Source organism: Alloprevotella sp. oral taxon 473 str. F0040 (genome assembly GCF_000318095.2).
Lineage (GTDB): Bacteria > Bacteroidota > Bacteroidia > Bacteroidales > Bacteroidaceae > Alloprevotella.
This window is the reverse complement of the sequence record NZ_KB290714.1, coordinates 345,611-362,309: the sequence shown is the minus strand read 5'-3', so window position 1 is coordinate 362,309 and position 16,699 is coordinate 345,611. Positions and strand designations below refer to the sequence as shown.

Sequence of the window (16,699 nt, the reverse complement as noted above, 5' to 3'; positions counted from 1 at the left end):
GGGATTAAGCCTTCTTGATGCGCTTGTAACCATAAACTGCGAGGTCACCAAGTTCTTCCTCGATACGGAGGAGTTGGTTGTACTTCGCCATACGGTCAGAACGGCTCAAAGAACCAGTCTTAATCTGACCAGAGTTGGTAGCTACTGCGATGTCAGCGATAGTAGCATCTTCAGTTTCACCAGAACGGTGAGAAGTTACTGAAGTGTAACCAGCGCGGTGAGCCATTTCAATAGCGTCGAGGGTTTCAGAGAGAGAACCAATTTGGTTCACCTTGATGAGGATAGAGTTACCGCAACCGAGTTCGATACCCTTCTTGAGGAATTCTACGTTAGTAACGAAGAGGTCGTCACCTACGAGTTGGCAACGATCACCGATAGCAGCGGTGAGCTTTTGCCAGCCTTCCCAGTCGTTTTCAGCCATACCGTCTTCGATAGAGTCGATGGGGTACTTAGTTACGAGTTCGGTGAGGTAAGCCACTTGTTCTTCACGGCTACGCTTAGCACCGTTAGCACCTTCTTTCTCAGTGTAGTCGTAAACGCCATCAGCGTAGAACTCAGAAGAAGCGCAGTCGAGACCGATCATTACGTCCTTACCAGGTTCGAGACCAGCAGCCTTGATAGCAGAGATGATAGTGTCGAGAGCATCTTCAGTACCATTGAGGCTAGGAGCGAAACCACCTTCGTCACCTACTGCAGTAGAGAGGCCGCGATCGTGGAGCACCTTCTTAAGAGCGTGGAACACTTCAGCACCCCAACGGAGACCTTCACGGAAAGAAGGAGCACCTACGGGACGAATCATGAACTCTTGGAATGCGATAGGAGCATCAGAGTGAGCACCACCGTTGATGATGTTCATCATGGGCACGGGGAGCGTGAAGGTGTTAGTACCACCGATGTAACGGTAGAGGGGAAGACCGAGGCCAGCAGCAGCAGCCTTAGCCACAGCGAGAGATACACCGAGGATGGCGTTAGCACCAAGCTTAGACTTAGTCTTTGTGCCATCAAGTTGGAGCATGAGGTTGTCGATGCCACGTTGGTCGAGCACGCAGTGACCTACGAGAGCAGGAGCAATCACCTTGTTCACGTTTTCAACTGCCTTGAGCGTACCCTTACCGCCATAGCGAGCCTTGTCGCCGTCACGGAGTTCGAGAGCTTCGTTCTCACCAGTAGATGCACCAGAGGGCACAGAAGCACGGCCGAGAACACCGTTTTCAAGAGTTACGTCAACCTCTACAGAGGGGAAACCGCGAGAGTCGAGGACTTCGCGTGCTACGATTTTTTCAATTTTCATCGTGTGTATGTGAATTTAGATTGAGTATGTATCGAAAAGATATTACTTCACGAGTTCTACCCATGCAGCGATACGGGCAGCATTGTTGTCTGCGTCAGCTTCATCGAGGCAGAGACCTACGAACTTGCCGTCTACATTCACTTCGCTATCGGTCACTTGGTAGCCTTCTGGCTCATAAGCACCTACGAAAGTGCAACCACAGTCTTGGAGTGCATCGTAGATTTGACGAAGAGCACCGCAGAAAGTATCACCATAGCCGTCAGAGTCACCGCAACCGAAGAGACCTACCTTCTTGCCATTGAGGTCTTGAGCCTTCAAAGCATCGAGAAAGTCATACCAGTCGTCTTGCAAATCACCAGCACCCCAAGTAGAGGAACCGAGAAGAAGGGTATCGTAGTCAGCTACAGAAGCTGCGTCTACTTCACCTACGTTGAAAACAGCGTCTGTGCCGAGTGCTGCGGCGATGTCTTGAGCAGCTGCTTCGGTGTTACCAGTAGTGCTGCCATAGAAAATTCCGATCATTGTCGTAAGTTTTTGAGAGGTTACTAATATCAGCAGCAAAGGTAATACATTTTCTTTGCAACCGCAATCACTGCATGTAGTGAATTTTATGGTGCAAATATAAGAAGTTTATTTGAAATAGCCCAATCTTGCACCTTTTTCTCACTGCATTTAGTGATATTTTCTTCTTCCCCACTTCCTCAAAGGCAGTTCTGCTCAGCATATCCACAAAAAATAACAGAGAACCCCCTTTTAGGCTCTCTGTCTATCTAAAAATTCCCAACAATCTAAGTGCAGTTTATCCCCACACCTCTTTGGCTATTTCTTGCACCAAAGCTATCTTGCGCCACTGGTCCTCTTCTGTTATTTTGTTGCCTATCTCACAGGAAGCAAAACCACATTGAGGGCTCAGATAGAGTCGTTCTAGAGGCAAATATTTCGCTGCTTCATGAATACGGCGAATCACTGTTGCTTTTTCTTCAAGCTGTGGATATTTGCTAGTAATCAATCCGAGTACTACATCCACCCCTTCAGCCACATCGGCCAAAGGCTCAAAACCGCCTGAACGATCATCATCAAACTCGAGATAGAAGGCGTCTACTTTTTCGTGACTAAAGAGTGTCTTTGACACAGCATCATAAGGGCCGCTACAAGCCCAATCGGAATGGTAATTACCTCGACACACGTGGGTAGTTATGGTCACTCCTTCAGGACGTCTCTCTAAAGCCAAATTATTCAGGCGAAGACTCACAGCCTTAAGTTCTTCGGGATCTGCATTGCTGCCAATTTTCTCCTCGAAATAAGAATGATCACAGAAGGCCCCCCAAGTGCAATCATCCAACTGGATGTTACGACAGCCTGCCTCTGCCAAATCTTTGATAACGGTGCGGTAAGCTGCTGCGATGTCCAGAATCAACTCTTCTTGGTTGGGATAGATCTTGAGCGTATTTTCTGCATTCTTGCCACGGAAAAGCTCTGCATAAAACTGTGCTGGAGCAGGAATCGTCTGACGAGCCACGACTCCTGGACATTCAAACTGCTTTACAAACTTGAAATGTTCGACAAAGGGATGGTGCTCACCAGAGATTTTCCCTGTTAGTTCACACGAACCACGGGTGGTTTCTGTTTCATGGAATAGATAGCCTTGTTCCAACTCGATGTGGCGCACGCCCTGAAGTCCCCAAGTGAAGTCAAGATGCCAATAGCTGCGACGGAATTCACCATCTGTAATCACCTTGAGGCCCGCATCCAGTTGTTTTTGAATAAGTTCTGTTATACATTCGTCTTCCACTCTCTTGAGTTCCTCTGCAGAGATTTCACCTTGCTGAAAACGAGCACGGGCTTCATGCAAACGAACAGGACGAAGGAAACTGCCGACGATGTCGGCACGATGTGGGGCAAATTTCTTACTCATACGATAGTCTTTTAAAATTTTCATCCCTTGTCTCAAGTAACAATGCTGATGCGAGAGATAGTCATTCTGTACAGCTCTGACACAAGGTAAAGTTCTGTGAGGGAAATAGAAGGATTCCACAAGTGAGTGACAGTGCAGTATAGCAAACCAAAGGGACAATCCCAACGATGCTCATGTCACACAAGATTTCACCTCATTTGTAATTGGATGATGCAAAGGTATGAGGTTCTCTCGAGCTACACAAATTTCTTGTTCAGTTCGGAAAAATATACTATTTTTGCCGAACACAAGCACAAACAGCAGAATAATATTCTACCCAAACCTCACTTATCGAAATGGAAAAACTAGACGATATTGACATTCAGATACTGAAAGAACTCCAGCGCAACGCCAAACTCACCGTGAAAGAATTGGCAGATAAAGTGCACCTTTCGGCTTCTCCCACCTTCGAACGTCAGAAGCGTTTGGAGCGAGAAGGATATATTGAGAACTACGTGGCCGTCGTGAATCCGAAACGAGTGGGCAACACAATCATTGCCCTCTGCAACATCAAGCTAAAGCAGCACACCAGCAATTTTAGTCGGGCTTTCATGGAGGCCGTGCGTGGTATCGAAGAGGTGACAGAATGCTACAACACTTCGGGCGACTACGACTTTATGATGAAGATTTACGTGCGCGACATGGAACACTACCAAGATTTTGTGCTCAACAAGCTAGGTAAGATTGATAGCATCGGTAGTCTGCATAGCATCTTCGTCATTGGCGAAGTGAAAAATGCGCACAAAGTGCCTATCGCCACAGAAGATGACTAACGAGGAGAGGGTTTACCGGTGCTTCCTATCTCAAGTGAGATACCTATTCTCAAGGATAGGCAAGAGAAATCTAGGAGAATTATCCCTAAAAACTGGGAGATATAAACAAAAACGTGGGAGATAATCAAAATTATCTCCCACGTTTTTTCAATTTTCTCCGAGTTTTTTATTCTGCACTCAGAACTTTCATTTTTGTTCTTCATCCTTAGGCAACATACCTTCGGCTTTCAAGGCTTCAACTAACGCCAAAAGCTCGTCATACCACGCTTGTCCAAAACGGCGAATCAGCGGATTTTTCAAAAACTTATAGATGGGCAATTTGAGTTCTCGGCCTAGTTTGACAGCTGGCTTGCACACTGACCAACGATGGTAGTTGAGCGCAACATTGCCATTCGAGAGCTGTTGCTCACGGATGGGATAGAGGTAACAACTGATAGGTTTTGCCCAATCTATTCTTCCTTCACGATGAGCACGGTCAGTGGCACAGAGGCAGATGCCGCGCTCGTCATAGCAGGTGAAACAACAGTCTTTGCCATTAACGATGCTCGTGACTAAATCGCCATCTTCGTCGCGATAGGCCACTCCTTGACGATTGACCACCTTTCGTGCCTTGGGATCGAGTTCCATCCACACCGCAGGGAGCACGCGCTCCAAATCTTTCACCTCAGCAGGCGTGATGGGAGCACCAGCTTCTCCTTCGATGCAGCAGGCACCGCCGCAGGCTTCGAGGTCGCAGCAGAAATGTTCAGTGAAAATGTCGGGTGAGAGTAATACGTCCCCCACTTGAAGAATCGGAAGCATGAGTATGTTAGTCTATGAATGAAAGGAAAAAGTCTGTAAAAGTGAGGGTAAGCCTGTGAATATGCAAGAGTAGAAGCTCACCTCTAAAGACGAATACGAAGAGAAAGCCACGATAGTGCTCTATATCTTCAGCAATCAGGATTTACCACTGGATGGGAGTAAGACCATGCTGAGCCAGATAAGCGTTGGTTCGCGAGAAATGATGCAAACCGAAGAAAGCTCCACCGTGGTTTAATGCCATAGGAGAAGGATGCGCTGCGGTGAGCACGAGATGTCGATGCGTGTCGATATTTTTTGCCTTCTCTTGAGCTTTGCGCCCCCATAGGAGGAACACCACATTGTCGCGACCGCGATTCACTCTGTCGATGACAGCATCAGTGAATTGTTCCCAGCCTCGACCGAAGTGAGAGCCAGGTTTTCCCTCGCGCACGGTGAGGGTACTGTTGAGCAAGAGCACTCCCTGCTCAGCCCAATGGCGCAAACTGCCATCTGTGGCAATGGGTTGTTGCAAATCGTCGGACACTTCCTTAAAGATATTACGCAACGAGGGAGGGATTCGCACTCCAGATGCTACCGAAAAACAGAGTCCTTCGGCTTGTCCAGGCCCATGATAAGGATCTTGTCCTATGATGACGACCTTCACCTGATCAAATGGACAAAGATCGAAGGCAGCAAAGATTTGCCTTCCTGGAGGATAGCAAGTCGTTTGCGTATATTCTTGGCGCACAAACTCAGTGAGTTGTTCAAAATATGGAGCAGCAAATTCGGCCGAAAGTGCATTATACCAAGATGTTTCTATTTTAATCATGCCGACGACTATAATGGTTGGAGATTCGTTTCCGACTTTCTCCATTTATATATAAGGTGAAAATAAGGCTGACTCCGCAGCAAACCAGAGCTTGTGCGGAGTCTTCAATTCAATTGCTCGATGTGAGATTACTCAAGATAGGTGTAACCATACAATCCAGCGCGGTAGGTGGAAATAAATTCCTTGCCTTCTTCGACAGAAATCTTACCTTCATTTACCGCACGAGTCACCCAAGATTCGAGACGGCGCACTAAGCGTTTGGGATCGTATTGCACATATTCCAGCACATCAGCTACCGTTTCGCCATCAATCGTCTTGTCAATGGTGTAGCCATCGGCATTGACTGAGATGTGCACCGCATTAGTATCTCCGAAGAGATTGTGCATATTTCCCAAAATCTCTTGATAAGCCCCCACAAGGAAGACACCTATATAATACTTTTCGCCTTGCTTAAAGCGGTGAAGCGGAATATAGTTGGTCTGCTGATTGTAATTGACATAGGTAGAAATCTTACCATCACTGTCACAAGAGATGTCTTGCAACGAAGCACTCACCGTAGGACGTTGGTCTAAGCGATGAATCGGCATGATAGGAAACAGTTGGTCAAGTGCCCAGTGGTCGGGAAGCGACTGGAACAAAGAGAAGTTGCAGAAATATTTTTCCGACATCATCTTGTCCAACTTGCGTAGTTCATCGGGAGCGTGCTTTTGGTGGTGCACCAATTCTGCCACCTCCGAACAGATGCTCCAATAGAGGCTTTCGATCTGCGCACGAGTGCGAAGATCCAAAAGACCGTGACGAAACAATCCTAGTGCTTCTTCTCGAATATCTTCGGCATCATGCCAATCTTCAAGCATGGAGCGTGTGGAGAGCTTGTCCCAAATCTCGGTGAGGTCGTGCACCAACTTGTGATCATTCTCTGAAGGTTGGAAATCCTCTGACATGTGAGGCACTTCGGTGGTTTCGAGTACTTCCAAAATCAACACAGAGTGGTGAGCTGTCAAAGAGCGACCACCTTCAGTGATGATATTGGGATGTGGCACTTCATTCTCGTTGGCCGCTTCGCGGAGGATGTAGACAATGTCGTTGACATACTCCTGCACAGAATAGTTCACCGAACTCTCTGAATTAGACGAACGTGTGCCATCATAGTCCACACCAAGACCTCCTCCGCAGTCCACGAAGTCGATGTTGAAGCCCATCTTGCGGAGTTGCACATAATACTGAGCCATCTCGCGGAGGGCTGTACTAATCAATCGAATTTTAGGAATCTGACTACCGATATGGAAGTGAATGAGTTGCAAGCAATCTTTCAAACCTTTCTCCTCCAAACGGGTCAATGCCGTGAGCAATTCGGCACTATTCAAACCAAACTTTGAAGCATCACCACCAGAACTTTCCCACTTACCCGTAGATCGGCTGGCGAGTTTGATACGGATACCTAAATTAGGACGTACTCCCATGCGTTCTGCCACCTGTGCGATAATCTCAAGTTCGTGGAGCTTCTCGATGACCAAGAACACACGCTTCCCCATCTTCTGAGCGAGCAATGCCAACTCAATGAAGTTTTGGTCTTTGTGACCATTGCACACAATCACAGAGTCCGAGTCCATGTTGGTAGCAAGGACAGCATGAAGTTCGGGCTTTGAGCCGCACTCCAATCCAAGATTGTACTTCTTACCGTGGGAGATAATCTCTTCTACCACGGGGCGCATCTGATTCACCTTGATGGGATAGACGATGAAATGCTCACCTTTGTAGTCGTATTCCTTCTCAGCTTGTTCAAAGCAGGCCGCAGTCTTCTCAATACGATTGTCCAAAATATCAGGAAAACGTAGAAGTACAGGAGCACTGATATCACGTTCCGTGAGATCATTGACAATGTCGCAGAGGTCTATCTCTACATTGTCTTTGCGTGGACGCACAAAAGCGTGACCTTTCTCGTTGATACCGAAATAGTTCACGCCCCATCCTTTTATATTATATAGTTCTTCGGAGTCTTCAATACGCCATTTTCTCATCGTCTGTCAGAGGTGTTATATGGGGGAAATGGGATTCTTATTATTATATTTGTATGTATGGGAGCGGCACTCATGCAAAAACTAGGTTGGAAGATTGAGCTGTTCCAGGATCATCTCCACCACATCTTTGATTTTCTCAAACGTATCGAGTATATCTACATTCACCGTGTGGTTTGCCTTCTGATAGTAAGGGCTGCGCTCTTGGAGCTGCTGTCGCACGAAGCGGTCGGTTTCTTCAGGCGACAAGCCTTGAAGGAGGGGACGCGTACCTTTGCTCACCTTCAGATGCGCGAGGACAGTCTCTGGCTGGGCTTCGAGATAGACGGTTTCCGCCACTTCGTTCATAAAATCCATGTTGTCGAAGCGCGTGGGTGTCCCTCCTCCGCAGGCTAGCACGATGTTTTCAAACTGAGCGACCTCCCGGAGCATACGCCGCTCCAGATCGCGAAATCGTTCTTCACCTTCTTCGGCAAAGATAGCGGGGATTTTCTTGTGGAATCGCTCCTCGATATACCAATCCAAGTCGTAGAATCCGCAGTTTAGTCGTTTAGCGAGTTGTCGGCCTACGGTGGTTTTACCCACACACATATAACCTACGAGCACGATACACTTCATTTGCAGCTACATTTATTGGACATGATACACCTTTTTATTCTTCTGTTTTCGCCTTCGTGGCTCGAGCTTTCGTCGCTGCTTGGTGGTTGAAGTAGACTTTTTTGCTTTGGTGGCAGACTTTGTGGGCTTAGAAGCAGTCTTGCTTGTAGACTTGGCTGTCTTCGTTGACGTCTTTGCCACCTTTTTGGGAGCTTTTTCGCCTTCAGCTTCGATTAGCTTCATGCACTCTTCAAGCGTGAGTGAAGCCGCCTCTCCATGGCGATCTTTGGGAATGCGATAGTTATTGCCCTTATATTTGATATAAGGACCATAACGTCCGTTGAGCACCTCAAGTTCGGGCTCTTCCTCAAAGGAACGAAGGTGGTTGCTCGCATCTTTCGCACGCTTTTCTTCGATCAGTTCAATCGCGCGTTCCAGCGTCACCGACATTGGATCTTCACCCTTAGGAATCGAGGTGTATTTCTTCGCGTGCAGCACATAAGGACCGAAGCGACCTGCACCAATCGTCACCGTGGTGCCTTCAAATTCTCCCACAGTGCGAGGGAGTTTGAACAACTCGAGAGCTTCCTCTAGAGTAATGGTCGTGATGCTTTGTCCTGTTTTTAGACTTGCAAATTTAGGTGTTTCGTCATCGCCTTCACCACCACCGATTTGCACCATTGGGCCAAAACGACCAATTTTCACACTCACAGGACGTCCACTCTCAGGCTCTGCGCCAAGGTGTCGTTCACCCACGCGAGTTTCGCTGCGTTCTGCCATCACACGATCCACTTGAGGATTGAAAGTTTCACAAAACGAACGGATGATATTCGTCCATTCTTCTTCACCTTCTGCCACGCGGTCGAAGTCGTGTTCCACCTTCGCAGTGAAATTATAGTCCATAAACTCTGGGAAGTGACTGAGCAGGAAGTCATTCACCACAATACCCGTGTCGGTAGGCACCAGTTTTCCGCGATTGCTGCCGAAGTTTTCGGTGCGTGTTTCGGTAGAGATATCATTTCCCTCCAAAGTCGCCATTACAAAACTACGAGCTTTACCTTCGCTTTCTCCCTTCGCCACATATTCGCGCTTTTGAATCGTAGAGATGGTAGGCGCATACGTGGAAGGGCGTCCGATACCCAATTCTTCTAACTTGTGCACCAAGGAGGCTTCGCTGTAACGTGTAGGAGCTTGCGTGAAGCGTTCTTGCGCAGTGATGATTTGTCGCTGAAGCACCTGTCCTTCGCTCATGGGAGGAAGCAGGCCACTTTCTTCTGAATCGCCCTCATTTTCTTCCACACTCTCACGATAAAGACGCAAGAAACCGTCGAATTTCACCACTTCTCCAGTAGCAGCAAACTGATATTCTGAGCCGCTCACGCTGATTACTGCGGTGGTTTTCTCCAACTGCGCATCAGCCATCTGGCTAGCTAAGGTGCGCTTCCAAATCAGATTGTAGAGTTTACGTTCTTGAGGCGTACCCGAAATGTCTTCTCTGGACATATCGGTGGGTCGAATCGCTTCGTGTGCCTCTTGTGCTCCCTTGGATTTGGTATGATAGTTACGACGTTTGTGATAGTTCGCCCCCATGCGCTCTGCTATCACAGGCTCAGCCGTGTCTAGACAGAGGGTAGAAAGGTTCATCGAGTCGGTACGCATGTAGGTGATCAATCCCGATTCATAGAGATTTTGTGCGATGCGCATGGTTGAAGCCACGGCATACCCAAACTTGCGTGCGGCTTCTTGTTGAAGTGTCGAGGTTGTAAACGGAGGAGCTGGTGTGCGTTTCGCAGGTTTTGTCGTAAGACTTTCGATGCGGAATTCCGCTGTTTTGCAGTTTTCCAAGAAAGCATTCACCTCATCAATCGTAGTAAAACGATGGTTTAATTCTGCTTTCAAGGACACCATCTGTCCGTTGTCGCCAGGAACACCGAAGAAGGCTGTAACGCGGAAGGCACTTTCTGCTTGAAAAGCCTCAATTTCGCGCTCGCGCTCCACGATTAGGCGCACGGTTACGCTCTGCACACGACCTGCGGAGAGATTGCGACGCACCTTTCTCCACAAAACTGGAGAAAGACGGAAACCAAGTACGCGGTCGAGCACTCGACGTGCTTGCTGCGCATCCACAAGATTCAAATCAATCGTGCGAGGATGGGCAATTGCATCTAGGATAGCAGGCTTGGTGATTTCGTGAAAAACGATGCGTCGTGCCGTAGCTGGATCCAATTTCAAGACTTCCGCAAGGTGCCATGAGATGGCTTCTCCCTCGCGGTCCTCATCGGATGCCAACCAAACGATCTCCGCCTTCTTTGCTGCTGCACGGAGTTCACTCACCACCTTCTGTTTGTCGGCAGGAATCTCGTAGTGCGGCTGGAATGTGTCAGGATCCACCCCATCGTTCTTCTTATCTAAGTCGCGGATATGCCCAAAACTAGACATGACCTTGAAGTCATCGCCGAGGAATCGTTCAATGGTTTTGGCCTTGGCGGGGCTTTCCACTATGACTAAATTCTTTTGCATAGCATTTTTATTTGCTGCAAAATTACGCCACATAGTGAGATATTACAAGAAAAACAAGCTTTTTTTGTTCCCTCACTCATCTTTTATAAGGGGAAGCGTAACTTCGGCACGTCAATTCAGCTGGTTCGCCATTCAGTTTGCAACAAAAATAACAGCACGTATCTCGGATTTCAAAACAAGAAATCTCCGAAGATACGTGCTGTTTAACAAGGATATAAAAACCATTTTTCACCTTGTTTCATAAGCGTTTGGACAGCATCTGAATAAAACTTTTCAGATACCCTCACGCAAACATTTCCAGATTAACGGAACACCACTGCGTAAGGCTCAATACCTACAGTAGAACGATTGAGCAAATCACCCTTATTGGTGTAGGTGTAGAGCAAACCAGGAGAGGTGTACTTCACCTTAGCATCGAGTGAACCACGAGAGGTCACGAGCACGCGCCCTGTGCGAGGGTGTACGTTCATTGCAATAGGATCCAAAGGCAAATTGTTTTGAGCAAACTTCTCCACAAGCACCTTACCAGTACGCGTGTCAAGGACATCCCACTTCACACTCACCGCACCCGTCTTCCAGTCTGTCTGACTATTGATGACATAGAGCGAATGGCGATGTGCAGCAGCGATGTTGCCCAATGCAAAGGTGCTTGCTTTATCTTCTTTGGTCACCTTCCACACCTTAGCAGGAATCTTTGCATAGTCACCCAAGCACACGACAAAAATATTACCATCTTCATCCATGGTCATTTGAGTGGGATTCACACCTTCCCAATTACCCTCAGCACTTCCACGACCATTATCGAGGGGCACAGGCTCAGCATACAGGAGTTTTACCTCTCCCACCTTGCGGAAGCGCACGAGATCAATCTTATCGAGGCGTTTACCATTGGCATAGCCCTTATTGTAATTATAGCCATCACTGATGCTCACATAGAGCACACCATCGCGCACTACCAAATCCACGGGATTTGGGCCAACTTCTACCCGCTGCTTCACAGAGAGGTTGAGGGTATCAATCTTGGAAACATGACCTGTGTTATTAGCCACATAGACATGACCACCATGCGCCACAATGCCTTGAGGCTGTGGGGTAGAAATCGTACGAATGAACTTATGTGTTTTGGCATCAATCACCTGAACAGCATTTGAGCCAAATAAACTCACATACAGCTTGGAACCATAGACCACTCCATCCTGTGGGCCATCACCTAGCGAACGATTATTCACCGTGCTAAACACACTGTTGTTTAGCTCATTATTCTCCCAATCATAGAACGAATAACTGCCTCCAATTTTGGCACGCTGGTTACCTTGATTGAGTACAAATGCACCTTCTCCCAACACTGTAGAGGGAGAGGGGACAAACTTAGGAGTTTCGTCATCCACACAAGAAGCGAAACTCAAAGCAGCCACGAAAAGCGTGGCAAAAAACTTGAGTTGTTTCATAAAACAAAGTTTGTAATGAGATAGTTCTTATAAGTAATATCTAGAATAAAGCGTATTATCCGTGCTCTATAATCATAATCTAATCAACGAATTGCGCCACTAGAATAGCCAGGTATTGCGCCACAGCACACTACGCCCAGGTAGAGGATAGCCGCGCACGAGTTCATAGTGGGCATTGGTCAAGTTATTGACTACAAACTGAGTATGCCAGTTGCAGCATCCCCAACGAAGATTACGTCCCACGGCAACGTGAAGCGTGGCATAAGGTTCTAGACGTGCCGACGGCCAATGGTTGGCAGTGGCATGACGTTCGGAAGCGTAATCGGCAGTGAGGGAAAAGTCACACCATGGATTGCTCCATACCACCACCGCATGTGCCGTAGCCTCAGGGATATAAGGTAGTTGCAGACCATAGGTCGCAGACTTCCTTTCACTATCATCGACAACTGATTGCCACGAAGTCGTGACTGCACCCTCCAAACTATGGCCTGGGGCGAGTTTGAACTGCAATTGTGTAGCAACATCTACTCCCCAAGCTCGCACGCGGTCAAGATTGGTGGTGCGCCAAACGGTTTGATTCACAGGAACTCCCATGATGCGATCTAACACTCTGTTGTGATAGACATCGACACTGCCTTTCCATTCAAAGGAAGAAGACAGCCGTATACTTTCGACCGACAACCCCAGAGAAAACTGCTGAGTACGCTCTGGACGCAATCCAGCATTTCCGTAATGATGATAGTAGTTCTCGGTGAAACTTGGCATACGGAAGAGGGTTTGTACCAATCCACGCAACGTACCACGCGTAGCGCGAGTCTGCCACAGTTGTTGAGCAGCCGAAACACTCCACGTCCATTCGTGTGCATCGGAAGCCACAGCAGTTGACTCCCATGGCATCAAGGGCAAAGCCTCAGTAGCATGTCCAAGAACCGTATGAAAAAAGTCATGGCGCAACCCACGCAAAGTAAACATCGTGGTGGGAAGCAAAAAACGAAGCGACACACTCTGTTGCAACGCTGCACGCCCCACCCTTTCAAAACGTCCTATATTGCTCCGTAAAGTAGTATGCGAAGCATCGACAGCATAAGCCACTTGCCAGAAAGAAGAAAGATCATAACGCGCTCCGAGCGTATTCCAGAGTTCATACTGGTGATAATCTTCCTCATGCATGGCATCAGGGTATTCTTCTCCGCGATCAATGTATTGCAGCCGCTGAGCAGCATATTGACCAGCCCACTGCCATTGCCATTGTTCGCCATGCACAACGTGAGAAGCCTGAACTGCCGAACGGTGAGTTCTTAATTCCTCGCCATCAAGAGTGGTATAGAGAGTCACTGCTCCAGGAAGCTGCTGCATGTGCTGCTGATGGTTCAGCCGCACTTGGGTGTTATGCTGTGGGGTTTGCCAGAGCCAATGCGCAGAACCTTGCCATCGTTGCCACGGACTTTGAGATCGGCGAGCATATTCAAAGGTGTCACCATTGGCCACTCGATAAGGAAAATCATTATCGGCTCGCGCATAACTGCCTTGTACTCCGAGAGTATGAGCTCCACTGCGATGATGTGCGGCAGCATCGACAGCTATTTGCCCGAAGCTACCCCATTCCACTCCTAATCGCGGCACGGATGAGGCCGAACTAAGGGCAAGATGTGCCGTGCCTAAACTGCGCACACTCGTTAGCAAAGCAGGGGAATCAGCAATAGTCCACTGCACTTGACCGAAGTCACTCAAACGAAAACGTCCCAAATCGACAGTTCCACTAGAGAAATCCGTCACGGGAAATCCATCTAAACTGACCACAGTATGCGCAGCACCTAGTCCTCTCGACGCCAGACTTATCTGTGCACCCGCTCCACCATAGTCGCGCAGTTGCACACCAGGTAATCTGCGCAGAACATCAGCAAATTGCACAGCACCTTGTCGTTGCCAATCGCGCTGACCCATATTCCACTGCTGATGTGTTACCATCTGCTGCTGCATTCGAGATGAAGCAATAACCTCCACAGGCAGGAGTTGTCGGGTAGTATCCCGCCAATCATTAGGAACAGCGGGAACAACAAGCGAGAATAGACTTAGAAGGGCGAACAACATGGGCGCAAAGTTACAAATTATGGATTGGCTTCTTGCATGAGCCTTCATAATTATAGTGATAGAAAACCAACGAAAGTATCACAGTCACCCCAAAACACCACAACCATCCCATTTTAAAGAACTAATAATCAACATCCTGCCAAATAACCTTTACAAAATCTTTGCTCGCCTTTGCTATTGTGATTAACAAGACACAACTTCCACTATTTCATGTTGCTCACGATCGTTCAGACGAAACAGCCTCCTCTCCTCCCATCGTTTTCAAACTCTATAGAGTACTCTACAAACGCTCAACCTTCCAAATTTCACCACCAAAAAGTTTGAGATTCCCCAAAAGGAATAGAGCCTTATCTATAACTCTTGGGACTATTTAAACACACTACTTCTACAAAAATCACCCTTCTACTATTCTAAAATTCTTACATTCGCCAATAAAGAATCACCAACGTCTATCATCCTAGATTAAATCTTGTTCATTGTACAACTAAAACACCGACCTCCTACCCAGAATTCAACCTGTATTTTTTACGCTTCAAAAGCCACATTCGCACTTCTCTTTTCCCATTATCATCACAGTCGTTCACTTTACGACAAACAGAGTATTAAGCCACTCTAAACCTACATATTTTTCCACTTCCAACTACCCACAATCACCCCTGACTATCAAAATATTACAAACCATCCCCTAAAGTAATCTTTCAAAGCCTCAAAAAAAAAGCGAGAAATAGAGGATAAAAGTGAAGAGAAATTAGTAACTTTGCTTGCTACTATAAGACTTTCACAACGAAATGCATACAATCTGTCCCACATATCACATTCCGGTGCTGTTACACCCCACTGTCGATGGCCTCAACATGCGACCCGATGGCGTGTACATCGATGCTACCTTTGGGGGTGGCGGACACAGTCGCGAGATTCTCGCTCGACTAGGTGAAAATGGCCGTCTATTTAGCTTTGACCAGGATGCTGATGCTGTGGCCAATGTACCAGAGCATGAAAAACGCTTGACTTTTGTGGCTAGCAATTTCCGTTTCCTCTCACGATGGATGAGGTTTTACGACCAAGTGGGCAAAGTGGATGGGGTGTTGGCAGATCTCGGTGTGTCAAGTCACCACTTTGATGCAGAAGAACGTGGATTTTCGTTCCGTTTTGATGCTCCCCTCGACATGCGCATGAACGTCCGTGGTGGCAATACAGCAGCACAGGTGCTCAACACGGCTAGTGAAGAGCAACTGACCAAGGTGTTTCAGATATATGGTGAACTAAAAAATGGTCGTCGACTCGCAGCTGCGGTGGTGAAACAACGTGGAGAAAGAGTATTCAGCACCATCAATGACTTGCTGCAGGTAGTACAACCTCTCATGCCCCGCGATCGCGAAAAGAAAGATTTAGCAAAAGTGTTTCAAGCCTTGCGCATAGAAGTGAACCACGAAATGGATGCACTGGAAGAAATGTTGCAAGCTGCCCTCCGCGTATTGCGACCTGGTGGACGACTATCGGTGCTCACCTATCATAGTCTTGAAGACCGCATGGTGAAAAACTTCATGCGTTCGGGCAATATTGCAGGCAAAGTGGAACAAGACTTCTATGGCAACCGCCTTTCTCCGCTGCGCCCCGTAAACAACAAAGTAATCATTCCTTCTGAGGAAGAACAACTGGCCAACCCTCGTAGCCGTAGTGCTAAACTCCGCATCGCTGAAAAACTATAGTGTAACCGCACTCGAAACACGCACCCACAAAACTTAGGAGCGCACACTCCCGATGAAGACCCTATGAAAGAAGTTGATTTTGATATTATTGTCCCTGAAGACGAACCTTCAGTGGCCCCCCAAGAAGCAGAGATAACTGAGATGGAAGCCGAGGATGCGACCAACGAAGCTGACTCTACGATGCCTGAATCGGAGGATCTACCCAAAGATAAAAACAAAGGACGCTCTCGAGAGAAACGTCCAGAGGAGGTACGTATGCAAACATGGCGACAGTGGATCATTGACGATGATGTAAAGTTCAACAAACAGATGATGATGAACTTACTCAACGGTATTTCGTTAGTGGCTTTCCTACGTCAAAACTGGCTTTTTGTGACTTTGCTCATGATTTTCATGATGATCTATGTGAGTTTGGGCTATCATCATCGCAACTTGATGATAGAAAATGACAAACTCAACAGAGAATTGCTAGATCGCCGTTACAAAGCATTGACACGCTCCAGCGAATTACGTGAACGCACATTAGGGTCTAAAATCGAAAATCAATTACAAGATTCAACTATCCAAACTTCCACGGATGCACCTTTTGAGCTGCCGGTGACTTCCGAAGAAGAATAAGACATCTCATAACATCCAGTCTTCAAACTCTTTGGGTAGCTATCCCTGCCTCCCATCCCTTCCCCCAACAG

General features: G+C 47.5%; 13 protein-coding genes. 3 read left to right on the top strand and 10 right to left on the bottom strand.

All coding sequences use genetic code 11. The features are described 5' to 3' along the window. Positions 1-4 precede the first annotated feature (4 nt). From eno to HMPREF9999_RS03910, 3 genes are all read right to left on the bottom strand, one after another. Entirely contained in the window at positions 5-1,291 is a 1,287-nt protein-coding gene (gene eno / locus HMPREF9999_RS03920; protein ID WP_009437102.1) for a phosphopyruvate hydratase, read from the bottom strand. 42 nt (positions 1,292-1,333) lie between these two features. After that, a complete protein-coding gene (locus HMPREF9999_RS03915; protein ID WP_009437101.1) occupies positions 1,334-1,813 on the bottom strand; it encodes a flavodoxin in 480 nt (159 codons plus the stop codon). Between the two features lie 277 nt (positions 1,814-2,090). After that, positions 2,091-3,206 carry a 5-methyltetrahydropteroyltriglutamate--homocysteine S-methyltransferase gene (locus HMPREF9999_RS03910; RefSeq protein ID WP_044063103.1) on the bottom strand — a complete coding sequence of 372 codons (1,116 nt, stop codon included), beginning with the start codon at positions 3,204-3,206 and terminating at the stop codon, positions 2,091-2,093. A 335-nt stretch (positions 3,207-3,541) separates the two neighbouring features. Here HMPREF9999_RS03910 and HMPREF9999_RS03905 point away from each other — a divergent pair, with 335 nt between their 5' ends. Then, entirely contained in the window at positions 3,542-4,018 is a 477-nt protein-coding gene (locus HMPREF9999_RS03905) for an Lrp/AsnC family transcriptional regulator (RefSeq protein ID WP_009437097.1), read from the top strand. Positions 4,019-4,204: 186 nt separating this feature from the next. Here HMPREF9999_RS03905 and HMPREF9999_RS03900 read toward each other — a convergent pair whose 3' ends face one another. The 7 genes from HMPREF9999_RS03900 to HMPREF9999_RS03870 all read right to left on the bottom strand — a co-directional run bounded on the left by HMPREF9999_RS03900 (position 4,205) and on the right by HMPREF9999_RS03870 (position 14,301). Then, complete coding sequence (locus tag HMPREF9999_RS03900) at positions 4,205-4,819, bottom strand: DUF3109 family protein (protein WP_009437095.1); 615 nt, start codon at positions 4,817-4,819, stop codon at positions 4,205-4,207. A gap of 142 nt (positions 4,820-4,961) precedes the next feature. Next, positions 4,962-5,627: a uracil-DNA glycosylase gene (gene ung / locus HMPREF9999_RS03895; RefSeq protein ID WP_044063102.1), complete on the bottom strand. Its 666-nt coding sequence runs from the start codon at positions 5,625-5,627 to the stop codon at positions 4,962-4,964. A 128-nt stretch (positions 5,628-5,755) separates the two neighbouring features. Next, positions 5,756-7,648 (bottom strand): biosynthetic arginine decarboxylase, encoded by a 1,893-nt coding sequence (gene speA / locus HMPREF9999_RS03890; protein WP_009437093.1) that lies wholly within the window; start codon positions 7,646-7,648, stop codon positions 5,756-5,758. Positions 7,649-7,729: 81 nt separating this feature from the next. Continuing rightward, positions 7,730-8,263: a shikimate kinase gene (locus HMPREF9999_RS03885; RefSeq protein WP_009437092.1), complete on the bottom strand. Its 534-nt coding sequence runs from the start codon at positions 8,261-8,263 to the stop codon at positions 7,730-7,732. Positions 8,264-8,275: 12 nt separating this feature from the next. Next, complete coding sequence (topA, locus tag HMPREF9999_RS03880; RefSeq protein WP_044063101.1) at positions 8,276-10,762, bottom strand: type I DNA topoisomerase; 2,487 nt, start codon at positions 10,760-10,762, stop codon at positions 8,276-8,278. 302 nt (positions 10,763-11,064) lie between these two features. Beyond that, positions 11,065-12,210 carry a hypothetical protein gene (locus HMPREF9999_RS03875; RefSeq protein WP_009437089.1) on the bottom strand — a complete coding sequence of 382 codons (1,146 nt, stop codon included), beginning with the start codon at positions 12,208-12,210 and terminating at the stop codon, positions 11,065-11,067. Between the two features lie 99 nt (positions 12,211-12,309). Further along, complete coding sequence (locus tag HMPREF9999_RS03870; protein WP_198144614.1) at positions 12,310-14,301, bottom strand: TonB-dependent receptor; 1,992 nt, start codon at positions 14,299-14,301, stop codon at positions 12,310-12,312. Between the two features lie 788 nt (positions 14,302-15,089). Between HMPREF9999_RS03870 and rsmH the strand changes: the two genes are divergently transcribed. After that, positions 15,090-16,010 (top strand): 16S rRNA (cytosine(1402)-N(4))-methyltransferase RsmH, encoded by a 921-nt coding sequence (gene rsmH, locus HMPREF9999_RS03865; protein WP_044063044.1) that lies wholly within the window; start codon positions 15,090-15,092, stop codon positions 16,008-16,010. Positions 16,011-16,073: 63 nt separating this feature from the next. Continuing rightward, positions 16,074-16,628, top strand: a complete 555-nt coding sequence (locus tag HMPREF9999_RS09925; protein WP_009437085.1) for an FtsL-like putative cell division protein — start codon at positions 16,074-16,076, stop codon at positions 16,626-16,628. Positions 16,629-16,699: the final 71 nt, after the last annotated feature.